At 46.8% G+C, this 14,288-nt stretch carries 14 protein-coding genes and 3 tRNA genes; 6 read left to right on the top strand and 11 right to left on the bottom strand.

Translation table 11 applies throughout. The features are described 5' to 3' along the window. Window positions 1–147 precede the first annotated feature (147 nt). The gene (lolD, locus tag ACTHRY_RS10885; protein WP_003679081.1) at window positions 148–831 is read right to left on the bottom strand and encodes a lipoprotein-releasing ABC transporter ATP-binding protein LolD; all 684 of its coding nucleotides are present in this window, start codon (window positions 829–831) and stop codon (window positions 148–150) included. After that, entirely contained in the window at window positions 824–2,074 is a 1,251-nt protein-coding gene (locus ACTHRY_RS10880) for a lipoprotein-releasing ABC transporter permease subunit (protein ID WP_003746931.1), read from the bottom strand. The genes lolD and ACTHRY_RS10880 overlap by 8 nt, the downstream gene beginning before the upstream one ends. A 214-nt stretch (window positions 2,075–2,288) precedes the next feature. Here ACTHRY_RS10880 and ACTHRY_RS10875 point away from each other — a divergent pair, with 214 nt between their 5' ends. Then, complete coding sequence (locus ACTHRY_RS10875) at window positions 2,289–2,576, top strand: hypothetical protein (RefSeq protein ID WP_003683377.1); 288 nt, start codon at window positions 2,289–2,291, stop codon at window positions 2,574–2,576. 62 nt (window positions 2,577–2,638) lie between these two features. Here the strand turns inward: ACTHRY_RS10875 and recR are convergent, their stop codons facing one another. The 4 genes from recR to rnr all read right to left on the bottom strand — a co-directional run bounded on the left by recR (window position 2,639) and on the right by rnr (window position 8,251). Further along, window positions 2,639–3,244, bottom strand: a complete 606-nt coding sequence (gene recR, locus ACTHRY_RS10870; RefSeq protein ID WP_049322823.1) for a recombination mediator RecR — start codon at window positions 3,242–3,244, stop codon at window positions 2,639–2,641. 82 nt (window positions 3,245–3,326) lie between these two features. Continuing rightward, window positions 3,327–5,180 (bottom strand): SurA N-terminal domain-containing protein, encoded by a 1,854-nt coding sequence (locus ACTHRY_RS10865; protein ID WP_049322824.1) that lies wholly within the window; start codon window positions 5,178–5,180, stop codon window positions 3,327–3,329. A gap of 146 nt (window positions 5,181–5,326) precedes the next feature. Continuing rightward, window positions 5,327–5,674, bottom strand: coding sequence for an ArsC family reductase (locus ACTHRY_RS10860; RefSeq protein WP_049322825.1), 348 nt, complete (start codon window positions 5,672–5,674; stop codon window positions 5,327–5,329). Window positions 5,675–5,755: 81 nt separating this feature from the next. Next, window positions 5,756–8,251 (bottom strand): ribonuclease R, encoded by a 2,496-nt coding sequence (gene rnr, locus ACTHRY_RS10855; RefSeq protein ID WP_049322826.1) that lies wholly within the window; start codon window positions 8,249–8,251, stop codon window positions 5,756–5,758. Window positions 8,252–8,330: 79 nt separating this feature from the next. Between rnr and ACTHRY_RS10850 the strand changes: the two genes are divergently transcribed. The 3 genes from ACTHRY_RS10850 (at window position 8,331) to ACTHRY_RS10840 (ending at window position 8,695) form a co-directional block, all read left to right on the top strand. Further along, window positions 8,331–8,417: transfer RNA gene (locus tag ACTHRY_RS10850), tRNA-Leu, on the top strand. Window positions 8,418–8,455: 38 nt separating this feature from the next. After that, window positions 8,456–8,542, top strand: a tRNA-Leu gene (locus tag ACTHRY_RS10845). Between the two features lie 62 nt (window positions 8,543–8,604). After that, a tRNA-Ser gene (locus tag ACTHRY_RS10840) sits at window positions 8,605–8,695 on the top strand. 178 nt (window positions 8,696–8,873) lie between these two features. Here ACTHRY_RS10840 and ACTHRY_RS10835 read toward each other — a convergent pair. The 5 genes from ACTHRY_RS10835 to dnaQ form a co-directional block, all read right to left on the bottom strand. Then, window positions 8,874–9,617 carry a thermonuclease family protein gene (locus ACTHRY_RS10835; RefSeq protein WP_049322828.1) on the bottom strand — a complete coding sequence of 248 codons (744 nt, stop codon included), beginning with the start codon at window positions 9,615–9,617 and terminating at the stop codon, window positions 8,874–8,876. Between the two features lie 74 nt (window positions 9,618–9,691). Further along, a complete protein-coding gene (rpiA, locus tag ACTHRY_RS10830; protein ID WP_049322829.1) occupies window positions 9,692–10,363 on the bottom strand; it encodes a ribose-5-phosphate isomerase RpiA in 672 nt (223 codons plus the stop codon). Window positions 10,364–10,406: 43 nt separating this feature from the next. Continuing rightward, on the bottom strand, window positions 10,407–10,886 hold the full coding sequence (gene ispF, locus ACTHRY_RS10825; RefSeq protein ID WP_049322830.1) for a 2-C-methyl-D-erythritol 2,4-cyclodiphosphate synthase: 480 nt from the start codon (window positions 10,884–10,886) through the stop codon (window positions 10,407–10,409). A gap of 32 nt (window positions 10,887–10,918) precedes the next feature. Next, complete coding sequence (gene ispD, locus ACTHRY_RS10820; protein WP_049322831.1) at window positions 10,919–11,605, bottom strand: 2-C-methyl-D-erythritol 4-phosphate cytidylyltransferase; 687 nt, start codon at window positions 11,603–11,605, stop codon at window positions 10,919–10,921. Beyond that, complete coding sequence (dnaQ, locus tag ACTHRY_RS10815; RefSeq protein WP_049322832.1) at window positions 11,602–12,339, bottom strand: DNA polymerase III subunit epsilon; 738 nt, start codon at window positions 12,337–12,339, stop codon at window positions 11,602–11,604. Before dnaQ ends, ispD begins: the two co-directional genes overlap by 4 nt. 341 nt (window positions 12,340–12,680) lie before the next feature. Here dnaQ and ACTHRY_RS10810 point away from each other — a divergent pair, with 341 nt between their 5' ends. Both ACTHRY_RS10810 and ACTHRY_RS10805 read left to right on the top strand, forming a co-directional pair. Beyond that, entirely contained in the window at window positions 12,681–13,157 is a 477-nt protein-coding gene (locus ACTHRY_RS10810) for a hypothetical protein (protein WP_049322833.1), read from the top strand. Between the two features lie 146 nt (window positions 13,158–13,303). After that, entirely contained in the window at window positions 13,304–13,987 is a 684-nt protein-coding gene (locus tag ACTHRY_RS10805) for a 16S rRNA pseudouridine(516) synthase (RefSeq protein ID WP_049322834.1), read from the top strand. Window positions 13,988–14,288: the final 301 nt, after the last annotated feature.

Raw genomic sequence — 14,288 nt, 5'->3', positions numbered from 1 at the left:
TCGGCACACCGTCCCGGCAACTAAAAATTCTGCGGGATTGGTGTGGAATTTAGGGCTAATCTACGTCAGCCCCAAATGAAAACCTATTTTTCAGACGGCCTCTATTATACCGTTCAAAGCATAAAATATTTGCCTGAAATAATAACCTTATTGCAGCACTTGCAGGCTACCGTCTTTCATGGTCATTACCCGATCGAAACGCTCAGCAAGCTCGTCATCATGGGTCACCACAATCAGGCTGGTGTTCAATTCGCGTTTCAAATCCAGCATCATGTCCAGCACATTTTGCGCATTTTTACGGTCAAGGTTCCCCGTCGGTTCATCTGCCAACAGGCATTTCGGCTCATTAACCAAAGCACGTGCAATCGCCGCACGCTGACGCTCACCGCCGGAAAGTTCGCTCGGACGGTGCAGCATACGCTTGTCCAAGCCAACCTTCTTCAGCATCTTGACAGCCTTCTCCTCAGCCATCGCCTTGGGCATTTTGCCGATTAAAAGCGGCATCATGACATTTTCCAACGCAGAAAACTCAGGCAATAGATGATGGAACTGATACACAAAGCCCAAATAACGGTTGCGCAATTCGCCTAATTGTTTTTGGCTCAAGCCGCCCAAATCCTGATCCATCAGTATTACCTTGCCTTCAGACGGCATATCCAAGCCACCAAGAAGGTGCAACAACGTAGATTTACCGCTGCCTGACGAACCGATGATACTCACGCTTTCCGCTTCGGCAACTTCAAAATCTAAATGATTCAACACTTGTACATTCAATGCGCCGTCATTATAGCTTTTGCCAACGCCGATACATTTCAAGATTGTCTTACTCATAACGCAAAGCCTCCGCAGGTTGGGTTTTCGCAGCACGCCAGCTCGGATACAGTGTGGCGATAAATGCCAAGCCAAGCGAAATGCAGGCAATAACGGCGACATCTTTCAAGTTTACATCGCTAGGCAGGTAATCGATGAAATAAACCTGTGAGTTAATCAAATGTACGCCAAACAGGTCTTCAAAAAACGCGACAATCTTGCCGACATTCCAACCCAGCAATACACCGCATACTACGCCCACAAGCGTACCGAAGAACCCCGCGAAAGCACCCTGCACCAGGAAAATCTTCATGACGCCGCCTGGGGACAAACCCAACGTGCGCAAAATCGCAATATCGGCTTGTTTTTCCGTTACTGCCATTACTAAGGAAGAGACGAGGTTAAACGCAGCAACCGCGATAATCAGCGTCAAAATGATGAACATCATGCGTTTTTCCAACTCAACGGCTTCAAAATAGCTGCGGTTGTTAAACGTCCAGTCGCGCACCCATACTTCATCTTTTTTAGCATCTGGAATCAACTTAGCAATAAAAGACGGCGCATTCTGCGGATCAGCCAATCGCAAACGCAGCCCACCGACATTTTCCCCCAGTCGATACAAGACTTGCGCATCCTTGATATGCGTCATGGCCAATGTGTTATCGACTTCATAAACACCAGTTTTTACCACACCGACCACATTAAACTGCTTCAAGCGCGGCACCACGCCGGCAGGAGTAACATTACCCTCAGGCGTAATCACTGTAACCTTGCCGCCAAGCTCCGTACCCAATGCCTCAGCCAGCCCTTGGCCTAAAATAATATCAAATTCGCCCGGCTTCAAATCGTCAAAACTGCCGGCCGGCATATCCTTGCCGTAATCAACGACATTTTTTTCTTCAGACGGCAAGATACCGCGTATCTGCACACCGCGCACTTCGCCGGCATTGGCAAGCAAAGCTTGATCGGAAACATAAGGCGCGCTGGCCAATACTTCCTTTTTGCCTTTTACAAATTCGCGCAAATTCTGCCAACCCGGCGCACTGCCGACATCGTAATAGCCGATTTCCGCATGAGGTGCGACGTTCAACAATTGACCGCGTATCTCTTTTTGAAATCCGTTCATTACCGATAACACCACAATCAGCGCCGTTACGCCCAAGGCGATACCGGCGATTGAAATCATGGTAATAAATGACATAAAGCCGTTGCGTTTTTTCGCACGCAAATAGCGCAGGCCTATCCAAGTTTCTAAAGAAGCCATTCAAAAATGCCTCATTCGTTTGTCAAAAAAGGCTTATTGTACCGTAAAACCGACAGGTCGTCCGATTGCCCGACTGATGTGGCATTCAGGGATATAGTGTATGTAAAACCATGTATCTTACCGTAAATTCTGCCGAAAAACTTGCACAATCACCCAATCGCCCTTATTCTGAAGCTGTGACTCGTTTTGTCACCATCAAAAAGGAAATACACTAATGAACAGCAAAAAATTCTTGGCCCTCGTATCCGTAGCTGTAGGTTTGTCATTCAGCTTCAATGCATATGCCGCCAAAGAAATCAAAATCAGTTCAAACAATACCGCTTACTCCGACGCCGATGTTCAAAAACTGGCAGCCACTGCTGTCGGCATGGGCGTAAAAGAACCTGTCAGCCTCAACAGCGGAAACGGTGTTGTTACCGTATCCGGCAGCAGCGCAACCAAATGCGCATTCAAAGTCGGCAACGGCGATACGCCTCAAATTCAAGGCGTGAGCTGCAAATAATCTGATTTCATCAATGAAACGGCCGTCTGAAAGACTTTCAGACGGCCTTTTTATATTGGCATTTAAGATTGGATGTTTCTTCTATCATAAACAGCCTGAGCCAAAGTACCGGCATCCACATATTCCATCTCGCCGCCCAAAGGAATTCCCCTTGCCAACCGGCTGACTTTATAAGGAAGATTTTTAAACAATTCCGCCAATACATACGCTGTCGCATCGCCTTCGGCTGTGAAGTTGGTTGCAATGATAATTTCCTCAATATCACTCGCCTGCAAACGGGCCACCAGCTTATCTAATGCGACTGCCGAAATATCCATGCCTTGCGCCGGGCTGACTTGCCCCATCAAAACAAAATACAGGCCATCATGGCAATTGGCCGCCTCCATGCTGGAGACGTCCGCCGGAATATGCACAATCATCAAACGGCTTTTATCGCGTTTTTCGTCTGCGCAAATTTCACACAAATCGCCTTCGCAAAATGTGTTGCACATCCGACAATGCTGCACCTGCCTCAAAGCAAACTGCAAAGCATCCACCAATTCCTGCGCTTCTTCGCGTTTGTACTGTAAAAGCTGGTAAGCCATGCGTTGTGCGGATTTCGGGCCGACATTGGGCAGAATTTTTAATGCATTAATCAAGCGGACAAAGGCATCAGGATTTTTACTCATGATTTCAGACGGCCTTTAAAAAGATGGCTAAAAATAAGAAAACAGCCGGAATTCATCCGGCTGCCCTACTCTAATATTCTGCTTATTCGGCAGCATTATTAACTTGTTGTACACCTTGCGTACGATCGATTTTCTTATCCAAATACTGGAGCAAGGCATCGAAAACATTGGCAGAAAGCTGCTGAACCAAAGCCTGTTTGGCAGCCGGAATCTGTGAATCGGCATTTTCAGGAGCAGAAACACTCTGAACTTCCATAATCACCGGCGCAGGCATACCTTCCAACAATGTATACGCAGGTTTGCCGCCGACAGGACGCGCTTTCAACAAAGCCGCATAAGCCTCCGGAGACATGGTTTTACGTGCATCTTGCGCACTCAATTGAGAAACAGGCGACCATTGAACATCGGCAGCTTTACCAGCTTTCAAAGCAGCCAAAGTTTCCTGGGCTTTTTTCTCTGCCAGTTTAGCGGCTTCAGAGCGCTGATATGCTGCACGGACAGTGTCTTTGACTTCCGCAAATGGTGCGATTTTCTCTTCGCGCACTTCTTTCGCACGAATGACCCAAACGGTATCGTTGTTGATGGCAATCACTTCAGAATTGTGTTTTTTCTTCAGTACATCATCACTAAACGCGGCATTAATCAATGCTTCAGGCAAGCCGGCTTCCTTCGCACCCGCTTTGGTCACCCATTCATCCAGGCTTTCTACTTTCAAACCTGAATTGGCGGCTGCTTTTGCCAGAGAAGACGGATCATTGAAGGTATCTTCACCCAGTTTTTCTTTAGCGGCATTAAAGGCAGAAGCTGCTTTTTTCAGTTTCAAGGCTGCTTCGATACGCGCTTTAGCTTGTTCCAAAGTCGGCTCAGCTTCGACATTCAAAACTTTAATGACGTGATAACCCAAAGACGATTTAACGGTATCGCTGACCTCGCCTTTGCCCAATGCAAATGCCGCTTTATCAAATTCCGGCCCGAAGCCGCTGCCGCCGCTTTTACTTAGGTAGCCCAAGTTGCCGCCTTTATTGCTACTGGACAAGTCTTTAGAATACTTGGCCGCCAGCTCGGCAAACGAATCCGGATGTGCTTTAAGCTCCGCAGCCATTTTGTCCACTTCGGCTTTAATTTCCGCATTGCTTGCTTCATCTCCGTTAGGCATGACCGGAATAAAAATATGCGCAATTTCGGCTCTTGGCGACAAATCTACGCTTTTGCTGTCGTAAGCTTTTTGTACTTCTTCCGCACTAACGGTTTGCTTGTCAGCCAAATCTTTGATGCTTAAAGCCACATATTCCAGCTTAACGGCTTGAGGAATCAAGTAATCTTTCTTATGCGCTTCATAATATTTTTGCAAAGCCTCATCATCTACTTTGACTTGTGCCGTAAATGCTTCAGGGCTGAACGTAAATGAACGGATGGTACGGGTTGCTTGAGTCAGGTTAATCAACTGACGCGCTTGCGCATCGCTGACCAAAGCGCCGTTTTGCACCAGATTCAACAGATTTTGCAATTGGAACTGTTCACGGATATCTTCAACGAACTGATCCTCGGTCATCCTGCGTTGATCCAAATATTTCTTGAGCAAATCCTGACTGAATTTACCGGAAGCATCATGGAAATTCGGATCATCCACGATAACTTGCTTGATTTGTTCCTGAGACACAGCGATGCCCATCAGCTTGGCACCTTGCTTCAGATAAGCACGTTGCAATAACGATTGGAATACCGCATCACGCGAAGGCGCATTATTGCCGGCAGCCTGCTCGTTTTGTATCGCAATCTGTAAAGCGTGTTCGCTGACTTTCTCATCCCCGACTTTGACAATGTAATCAGAACCCGGCGAAGACAAATTATTGGCACCGAATCCGATAAAGGTCAGACCGATGATACCTAAAACAATCTGGGCGGGTGTTTTATATTTTTCAACAATATGGAACATATTTATCCGAAAGAAAAGTTTGGCGCGGCAGCCGGAAAATGCTGCCGCAAAAATCTTAAAATCCTGAAAACAGGCTCAAAGCGCGTATTGTAACGTATTTTTTCAAGGCTTGCTTTTTCAGACGGCCTAAAAACCCTAAAAATGCCTTATCCGAAAATTTCTTGATACGCTTCTACTGAAAATCCGACATGAACCTGCCCTTCTTTGACCAACACAGGCCGCTTGATGATGCTGGGATTCTCCACCATCAAAGCAATCGCACCTTCTTTTGTGGTGGCAGATTCTTGCGCATCTTTATCCAGCTTGCGCCAAGTCGTGCCTCTTTTATTGAGCAAAATTTCCAAAGCCGCCTGATTCAGCCAGCCATCAATCAAATCGGCAGTCGGGGCGTTTTTCTTAAAATCTACAAACTCAAACTTGATGCCGTTTTCAGTCAACCAACTGCGCGCTTTTTTAACCGTATCGCAATTGGGAATACCGTATAGTTTTATCATCTTATTTATCCTTGTTCTCATTCATGAAATCACAAATTCAGGCCGTCTGAAACTTTTCAGACGGCCTGAATTGAATGCCGCTTATTTCTTAGCAGCTTTCTTCACTTTAATCTTCACGCTTTTGCCTTGGGCGTTATTTTTACGCCCGGCTTTGACGGAAGCTGTTTTCGCCTGCGCTTTTTTCTTACCTGCGGCTTTAGGTTTGCTTGGTTTAGTAGGCTTGGAAGCAGGTTTGCTTTTTACCTTACCCTTCTTTGCCTTCGCGGGAACAGCCAACGCTTCATCAATTTCTTTAGCTGAAAGTTTACGCTTACGCTTTTCGACAGGTTTGTCAGCAGCTGTCGGCTTGCTCACAGGTTTTGCTTTTCTACCGCCGCGTTTCTTACCGACTGAACCGCCGCTGATTAAGGTCAAATCAATCTTGCTGGTATCCAAATCGGCACGCGCAACTTTTACAGTAACCGTATCGCCCATATTGAAACGAACACCGCTGCGTTCGCCCTCAATCGCCATAATTTCAGGACGGAAGTTGAAATAATCCTCTCCCAAATCACTGATGTGAACCAAGCCGTCGATATGAATATCGTCCAGAGTTACAAAAATACCGAAGCTGGTCATGCCCGAAATCTTGCCGCTGAAGACTTCGCCGACTTTGTCGCGCATATAATAAGTTTTCAGCCAATTTTCCACATCGCGGCTGGCATCATCCGCTCGGCGCTCGCAGAAAGAGGTATGTACGCCCAAAGCCTGCCAGGTTTTATTGGGTTGATAAGTTTGCCCGTTCAATACAGCTTTGATGGCACGATGCACCGTCAAATCCGGATAACGGCGGATAGGCGAAGTAAAGTGTGCATATGCACCATAAGCCAAACCAAAGTGACCGTCGCAATGCGGCTCATAAACCGCCTGTTGCATAGAACGCAACATCATCACTTGCAACAGCTCCGCGTCCGGACGGTTTTTAAATTGCTCGGCAAGCGCAGCATAGTCTTTCGGCGTCGGATTATCGCCGCCGCCCAAACTCAGCCCCAGCAAACCAAGCTGCTCGCGTAAGGTGGCCAGTTTTTCGGGAGTTGGGCCCAAGTGATTGCGGAACAAAGCAGTATGTTTGTTTTTCAGCAAGAACTCTGCCGCGCAAACATTCGCCGCCAACATACATTCTTCAATCAGCTTGTGCGCATCGTTGCGGACAACGGGAACAATCTTGTCGATTTTACCGTTGTCGTCAAAAATCATCTGGGTTTCAATGCTCTCAAATTCAACCGCGCCACGCTCGAAACGTTTTTTCTGCAAGATTTTGAATAATTTATACAGAGTATCGATTTGCGGTTTAAACGGATGATCCTGGCCGTCTGAAATCCAATCCCAAACTTGATTATAAGTCAGTCGCGCATGCGAACGCATTACTGCCGGATAGAAACGGTATTCCTTGATATTGCCGGCATAAGTAATCACCATATCGCACACCATACACAGGCGTTCGACATCAGGATTGAGCGAGCAGATGCCGTTGGACAAATTCTCCGGCAGCATCGGAATCACACGGCGCGGGAAATACACGCTGGTACTGCGTTCCTGCGCGTCCGTGTCGATAGCGTCATCAGGGCGGACATAATGACTGACATCGGCAATCGCCACCACCAAGCGGTAATTGCGGCCGATTTTTTCGGCAAAAACCGCATCGTCAAAGTCCCGCGCAGTTTCACCGTCAATGGTTACCAAAGGAAAATCGCGTAGGTCCACGCGCCCTTTCAAGTCGGTTTTACGCACATGATCGGGAATTTTCTTCGCAGCTTTGACACACGCTTCGCTGAATTGATGAGGCAAATGGTGCTTGCGCACAGCGATTTCGATTTCCATACCGCTGTCGGCATAATCGCCCAACACTTCAATGATTTTCGCTACGGCAGGGCGGTTTTGCTCGGGGTAAGTCTCAATTTCACCGACAATGACTTGACCGGATTGCGGTTTAAAGTGCGCTACGCTTTCAGGTTCCAAAACAATGCTTTGATTCAAGCGTTTGTCTTCCGCCTCCAAAATCGCCACGCCGCGATCCATATAAAAACGGCCGACCACTTTAGACTGCGCACGCTCCACCACATCTAAAACCGTACCTTCGCGACGGCCTCTGCGGTCGATACCGGCAGGGCGCACGGTAACAATATCCCCGTGCATCACACCGCGCATCTGACGCTCATACAAAACGAAATCGCCCTCGCCTGTCGGCGTAAGCGGCACGGCAAAACCAAAACCGTCTTTATGCGCTTCGACACGGCATTTAACCAATGCCAATTTTTCTGCCGCACATACCGCGCCACGTCGATTAATCAATACCTGGCCATCGCGCGCCATCGCTTTCAGACGGCGTTCGAAGAATTCATATTCATCTTCTGCAATCGACAATTCATGCGCCAAAGCTTCGATTTTTGTCGGCACACCTTTTTGTTCCAATAATTCAATGACCCATTCACGACTGGGCAACGGATGAGCGTAACGTTGTTTCTCCCGCTCTAAATACGGGTCTTTTTCTCGTAAATTTAAAGATTTAGTATTTTTGTTCATTTTGATGGTTGACATTCTTTTTTTAAAATATATAATAGCTGCTTCTTCGCAGTACAGGTAGTCAACTCTACCTGAAATTGAAGAATAAAGCAAAGCCCAGGTGGCGGAATTGGTAGACGCGCTAGCTTCAGGTGCTAGTGTCCTCACGGGCGTGGAAGTTCGAGTCTTCTCCTGGGCACCAAATGATTTGGTGCTTCTTTGCTTAAGAAAATTTAAATTGCCCAGGTGGCGGAATTGGTAGACGCGCTAGCTTCAGGTGCTAGTATCCTCACGGGTGTGGAAGTTCGAGTCTTCTCCTGGGCACCACTGATAAATCAATCAGTCAAGTTTTCACATTATTCTGATAATAAGTCAGGATAATAGTCCACAGAGAGGTGGATGAGTGGTTTAAGTCGCACGCCTGGAAAGCGTGTATACGTGAATAGCGTATCGAGGGTTCGAATCCCTTCCTCTCTGCCAGATACTAAAGACACCAGCTAACGGTGTCTTTTTTCATATCTGCCCTTCTTAAAAATATTACATTACACTTTTATTTCTCTTACCTTCTAATCAGAAACCTGCCACTCATTCTTATCTTATTACTAAACCTCAATGATTAAAGGCCGTCTGAAAGTTTTCAGACGGCCTCTCTTAAAACCTACCAAATCCCGAACCATTGTTTATCAGACTGTTTTTTATTACCGTTCTGCTGTTCGTGGTTTTGACGACGAAATTGCCAAGGCGCTTGCGGATTATCTTTTTTCCATAAGCCTTTACGCTTTTCCTTGGCTTGTTTTTGTACGGCCGAATAGTCGGTGTAGGCGGTTTTACTTTGTTGTTTTTTGGCATAGCTTTCGTAATGCCATGCGGCGCCATCCCGTATCTGCATTAAATTCAAGTCAACCGTGCCGACTGATACTTGGGCGACTTCGCGCTGATAGCGGTCGCTTTCAAACACGCGTACTTTGGCTTTTTTATTTAATGCGGCATCAATCAGATTGTCTCGTGATTGCGTGCCATAAGCCTGATTGATTTCCGGCGCATCGATATAGGCCATGCGGATTTTGTGTTTCCGTCCGTCGCTATCGATAATGTGCATGGTATCGCCATCATGGATTTTGATGATTTTTCCGTTGTATGTGTAGGATTGTTGCGATGACTTTTGTTTTTGTTTTTGTTCTTGCTTGGGTTCAGCTTCGGTTTTGGTGTCAGATGTGGCTTTGATGACATTTTCACCCAGCCATTCATTGACCTTTTCCAAACCGATATTGTCGTTTTGTGCCAATGTTGCGGCAACGCTTACCCCGCTACGAATCAACTCGGTATCGCGTGAGCTATAACCAAGCGCGCCCAAAATGGATAAAACAACGGGCAACCATTTTATAATTTTACTGATTTGCATATTTTGCCAAATTGAAGGCCGTCTGAAAGACCTGATGTACTTTCAGACGGCCTTTTAAGATTAATTAATCTTCATTAATCCTGACAAGGCAGGATGACTTTTGCGCCTTCTACCGTACCCAAAACCAACACATCGGCGGCATCGCGGGCAAAAATACCGTTTTCAACTACGCCGGTGATTTTATTGATTTCGTCTTCCATTTTCAGGGCTTGATCGATATTGAGGCCGTAAACATCAACGATTTGGTTGCCATAGAAAGTAGTATAGCCGACACGCAACTCAGGCTGTCCGCCCATGGCAAGCAGTTTGCGCGACACCAGCGAACGGGCATTTTCAACCACTTCTACCGGCAATGGGAATTTGCCCAAACGGGAAACATATTTGCTTTCATCGGCGATACAGACAAATTTATCCGATGCGCTGGCCACGATTTTTTCATTCAAATGCGCACCGCCGCCGCCTTTAATCATTTGCAGCGCGTGGTTGACTTCGTCTGCGCCGTCAACATAAACCGCCAAACCCATCACATCATTCAGTGAAACTTCTGGAATTTCGTATTTTGCCAAAAGCTCGCTGGATTTTTTGGAAGTAGATACGGCGCCCTTGATTTTCTTACCGCTTTTACCCAAAGCTTCGATAAAAAAGTTAATGGTAGAGCCGGTACCGATACCGATGTATTCGTTTTCAGGAACAAATTCCACCGCTTTCTCAGCGGCAATGCGTTTGAGTTCGTCTTGAGTTGCCATGTTGTCAGTCTTTCGGTTTGAATGATGAAACGATTTTAAGCCCTTAGGCTTTAATCAGCAATACTGCTGCCTGCGCCTCGATGGCTTCCATACGCCCCAGATAGCCAAGTTTTTCGTTGGTTTTGCCTTTGATGTTGACGCAGTTTTCAGACAAGTCCAAATCGGCGGCAATATTGGCGCGCATGGCCGGAATATGCGGCGCAAGTTTTGGCTTTTGCGCAATCACAGTCGTATCGACATTAACCACCTTCCAACCCAATGCCTGTACGCTTTGATAAGCCTCGCGCAACAGCACACGGCTGTCAGCATCTTTGAATTCGGCAGCAGTATCAGGAAAATGACTGCCTATATCGCCCAAACCGGCCGCACCCAACAGGGCATCGGTAATCGCATGCAAAAGCGCATCGGCATCTGAATGACCCAGCAAGCCTTTTTCAAACGGAATGTTGACGCCGCCGAGTATCAAATCTCGGCCTTCGACCAACTGATGGACATCGTAGCCCTGTCCGACACGGATATTCATGTTTGTTTCCTTAAATAATTGGTTTTGATTGTTCAGACGGCCTTGAGCAACAATCTGACAATGTATTCGTCTTGCGGCAGCGTCAATTTCAAATTGCGTGTATCGCCCTGCACTAAGCGCGGCCGGATGCCCAGTTTTTCAACCGCTGACGCTTCATCCGTAATCTCACTCAAATCATCAACCGATAAAGCACGGTGTAACAAGGCCGTCTGAAAAAGCTGCGGCGTTTGCGCCTGCCATAATCCTGCGCGTGCAACGGTTTCATCAATATGATGACTGCCGTCTGAGCGCTTAAGCGTATCGGCCACCGGTATGGCCAGAATGCCGCCTTCATCATTCTCGCCTGCCTCATCAAGCAAACGCGTTAACGCTTCAGCAGGCAGGCAACAGCGCGCAGCATCATGAACCAAAATATTATCTTGCGCCTCGGCCAAACCTTGCTCCAATAAAACGGACACACCATTGCGTACCGTTTCGGCACGACTTGCGCCGCCTACTCGAAAGACGCGTACTTTCTCAGACAGGGCCGTCTGAAAAACCGAATCTTCCGGCGAAAGAATAACGGCGATTAAATCTATGCGGGGGTGTTGCTCAAAAATTCCTATGGTATGTTGCAATACGGTTTTACCATTGATTTCAACATATTGTTTTGGTTTTCCTGCACCAAATCGCGCTCCCACACCGGCAGCAGGAATCAAAGCGATATTGCGGCGCATCATGCTGACGCTCCGGCATCGGCCTCATCCGGTGTTTCAGCCTTGCGCCATACGCACGCTTCGCCCAAATCGTCCAAATATTTTTCATGTGCGGCCAACTCGTCTGCATCGGCTTTGATGACTTTCAACTGCGACGTACGTTTGGTTTCGGCAATAACGGTTGGTTTGACTTCGCCCTCTTCTTCCGCCTCGCCGCCCATCAGGTCGAACTGCTGACGCGTCATGGCAAGATAGACTTCACCCAAAAGCTCGCAGTCGATTAACGCGCCGTGCAAGACACGTTTGCTGCGGTCAACGGAAAAGCGGTTACACAAGGCATCCAAGCTTGCCTTTTGCCCCGGAAACATTTCACGCGCCATGGCCAGCGTGTCGGTGACTCTACAACCCAGTTCCTCAATAGAAGGCAAACCCATGCGGCGGAATTCCATATTCAGGAAGCCGACGTCAAACTTAGCGTTATGGATAATCAGCTCTGCGCCACGAATAAAGTCGGCAATCTGTTTACCCACTTGGGCAAACGGCGGCGCATTCTTCGCTTCCAATACTTCAATCGTCAAACCATGCACCTTCGCCGCTTCCTCCGGCATATCGCGTTCCGGGTGGACATATAAATGAAGGTTGGAGTCGGTCATTTGGCGGTTGATCATTTCCAAGCCGGCAAATTCGACCAGACGGTCGCCGTTTTCAGGATAAAGGCCCGTGGTCTCCGTATCGAGGATAATCTGACGTTGGCTCATGGTTGGTGGTTTCTACAATTATCAAAACGCCCTGAATCATACTGAAGGCCGTCTGAAATGTATAGTCAGCAAAACTTTAGCTGCTTTTGAAATACTCTTTTATAGCTGGATTTTTTCAGACGGCCTTTATTCTTTTTTCATCTATTGGCCAGCTATTACTCCAATTTCGAGTAGAAAACCCAATTTCTACAAAATTTTTTAAATTTAATTTCTTTAATAATTAATATCTTACGTATAAATTAAATAATAGGAACAATTATCATTTGCAAATTTAAAAAATCGCCGTATAATACAACCCATCGAAACAAAACAACCGCACAACAGAATGAAAGGAGAAGAAAATGCCCGAAAGTATTTTTAAGCAAGTCTCCCTTGACATTCTGAGACTGCACCAACAAGCCATCCGCTCTTTGATCGCCACCAAGTGTTGCGACGAATGCGAAGTACACGACGCAGTATTCATTACTTTAGATGGCCGATATTATGTTTGGCTCCCTTGCATGGGCAAATTGCCCCAATCAGAAACCGGCATCCTACTGATTGAAGATGAAGACGGCAATACACGCTTGAGCTGGGTTGCTGGTACACGCGAAGTCAAACAAAAAGACAGTCTGTACAACCGCGTTGTTTCCGCTCTGCAACGAAAAATGCAGCGCACAAAAAACAAATTTATCCAGTCGGCAAACGCCCGATTGCTTGAGCTGACGCCGCAGCAAGGCCGTCTGACGACAAACAGCAAAGATTTCTCGCTTTCACCACATGACTTGATGAAAGCACTTTATCCGGCAACACATCAAATAGGAGAATTTGCCCTGTAACAGTTTTTGGTAGTGGTTTGTGTTCCTTTTGCGCCCCTTAACATTTTAAAGGGGCGATTTTTTTGCCCCTACTTTTCAGACGGCCTAAACATCGGTTTTCCAGTACAATAAAGGCCGTCTGAACATTTCCTACTTTTCAACCAACCATGCAACTGCTCAAATACATCCAATCACAAGGCCTCGGCAGCCGCAAGCAATGCCAATGGCTGATAGACAATGACTGCATTGCCATTAACGGCGAAATCCATAATCGTGCCAAAGACGATATTGACCCGTCTCAAGTGCACACCCTGTCTGTTGACGGCGAAGAGATTGCCGCCGTACCCATGCCCTATTTCTACATTTTGCTTCATAAGCCTGCAGATTACGAGACTTCGCACAAACCCCAGCAATATCCAAGCATCTTTAGCCTGTTTCCCGACCACATGCGCAATATCGATATGCAGGCAGTCGGCCGCTTGGATGCAGACACAACCGGCATTATTCTGATTACCAACGACGGGCAATTTAACCACCGCGTTACCTCGCCCAAACACAAAGTTCCGAAGCTCTACCGCGTCACTTTGAAACATCCTGCCGACGATACCCTTTGCACCACACTCAAAAACGGCGTCCTCCTGCATGACGATAATGAAACCGTCGCCGCAGCCGAAGCAGTATTAGCCGCCCCAACCACATTGATGATGACCATTACCGAGGGTAAATACCATCAGGTCAAACGCATGGTTGCAGCCGCAGGCAACCGTGTCGAGCAGCTCCACCGTGAGAAATTCGGCGACTGGAATGTCGATGATTTGGCCGCAGGAGAATGGAAATTCATCCAAATCTAAAAAAAATTCCAAATTTTTTCGATCATTTTTTAAACAATATAGATTTTTTATTTATTTAAAATCAAATATATAAACCTTGTTATTTTTATTTAACGAAATTTAACACTGCAAAGACTGAACTATTGTATAATTCGCCTGTCTGAGTAACACTTGCTTCGAAAGAAGTGAGTAAGTGAGTAAGACGTTTTCCCCGTAATGTGTTTGGCCATCTATACTTTCCCCTTAGTATAGATGGTTTTTTTTATCTAAAATTCGGCAGGTCTGCAAACGTACTTTCAGACGGCCTCTCCTTATCAAAGCC

Source organism: Neisseria sp. P0004.S004, from assembly GCF_051963335.1.
Lineage (GTDB): Bacteria > Pseudomonadota > Gammaproteobacteria > Burkholderiales > Neisseriaceae > Neisseria.
The sequence above is the reverse complement of the archived record's forward strand: the minus strand, read 5'-3'. Positions and strand labels throughout refer to the sequence as shown.

What these genes read in the sequence shown, in the direction of transcription:
- lolD (WP_003679081.1), bottom strand. Translation starts at nt 831, where the DNA reads ATGAGTAAGACAATCTTGAAATGTATCGGCGTTGGCAAAAGCTATAAT.
- ACTHRY_RS10880 (WP_003746931.1), bottom strand. Translation starts at nt 2,074, where the DNA reads ATGGCTTCTTTAGAAACTTGGATAGGCCTGCGCTATTTGCGTGCGAAA.
- ACTHRY_RS10875 (WP_003683377.1), top strand. Translation starts at nt 2,289, where the DNA reads ATGAACAGCAAAAAATTCTTGGCCCTCGTATCCGTAGCTGTAGGTTTG.
- recR (WP_049322823.1), bottom strand. Translation starts at nt 3,244, where the DNA reads ATGAGTAAAAATCCTGATGCCTTTGTCCGCTTGATTAATGCATTAAAA.
- ACTHRY_RS10865 (WP_049322824.1), bottom strand. Translation starts at nt 5,180, where the DNA reads ATGTTCCATATTGTTGAAAAATATAAAACACCCGCCCAGATTGTTTTA.
- ACTHRY_RS10860 (WP_049322825.1), bottom strand. Translation starts at nt 5,674, where the DNA reads ATGATAAAACTATACGGTATTCCCAATTGCGATACGGTTAAAAAAGCG.
- rnr (WP_049322826.1), bottom strand. Translation starts at nt 8,251, where the DNA reads ATGTCAACCATCAAAATGAACAAAAATACTAAATCTTTAAATTTACGA.
- ACTHRY_RS10835 (WP_049322828.1), bottom strand. Translation starts at nt 9,617, where the DNA reads ATGCAAATCAGTAAAATTATAAAATGGTTGCCCGTTGTTTTATCCATT.
- rpiA (WP_049322829.1), bottom strand. Translation starts at nt 10,363, where the DNA reads ATGGCAACTCAAGACGAACTCAAACGCATTGCCGCTGAGAAAGCGGTG.
- ispF (WP_049322830.1), bottom strand. Translation starts at nt 10,886, where the DNA reads ATGAATATCCGTGTCGGACAGGGCTACGATGTCCATCAGTTGGTCGAA.
- ispD (WP_049322831.1), bottom strand. Translation starts at nt 11,605, where the DNA reads ATGATGCGCCGCAATATCGCTTTGATTCCTGCTGCCGGTGTGGGAGCG.
- dnaQ (WP_049322832.1), bottom strand. Translation starts at nt 12,339, where the DNA reads ATGAGCCAACGTCAGATTATCCTCGATACGGAGACCACGGGCCTTTAT.
- ACTHRY_RS10810 (WP_049322833.1), top strand. Translation starts at nt 12,681, where the DNA reads ATGCCCGAAAGTATTTTTAAGCAAGTCTCCCTTGACATTCTGAGACTG.
- ACTHRY_RS10805 (WP_049322834.1), top strand. Translation starts at nt 13,304, where the DNA reads ATGCAACTGCTCAAATACATCCAATCACAAGGCCTCGGCAGCCGCAAG.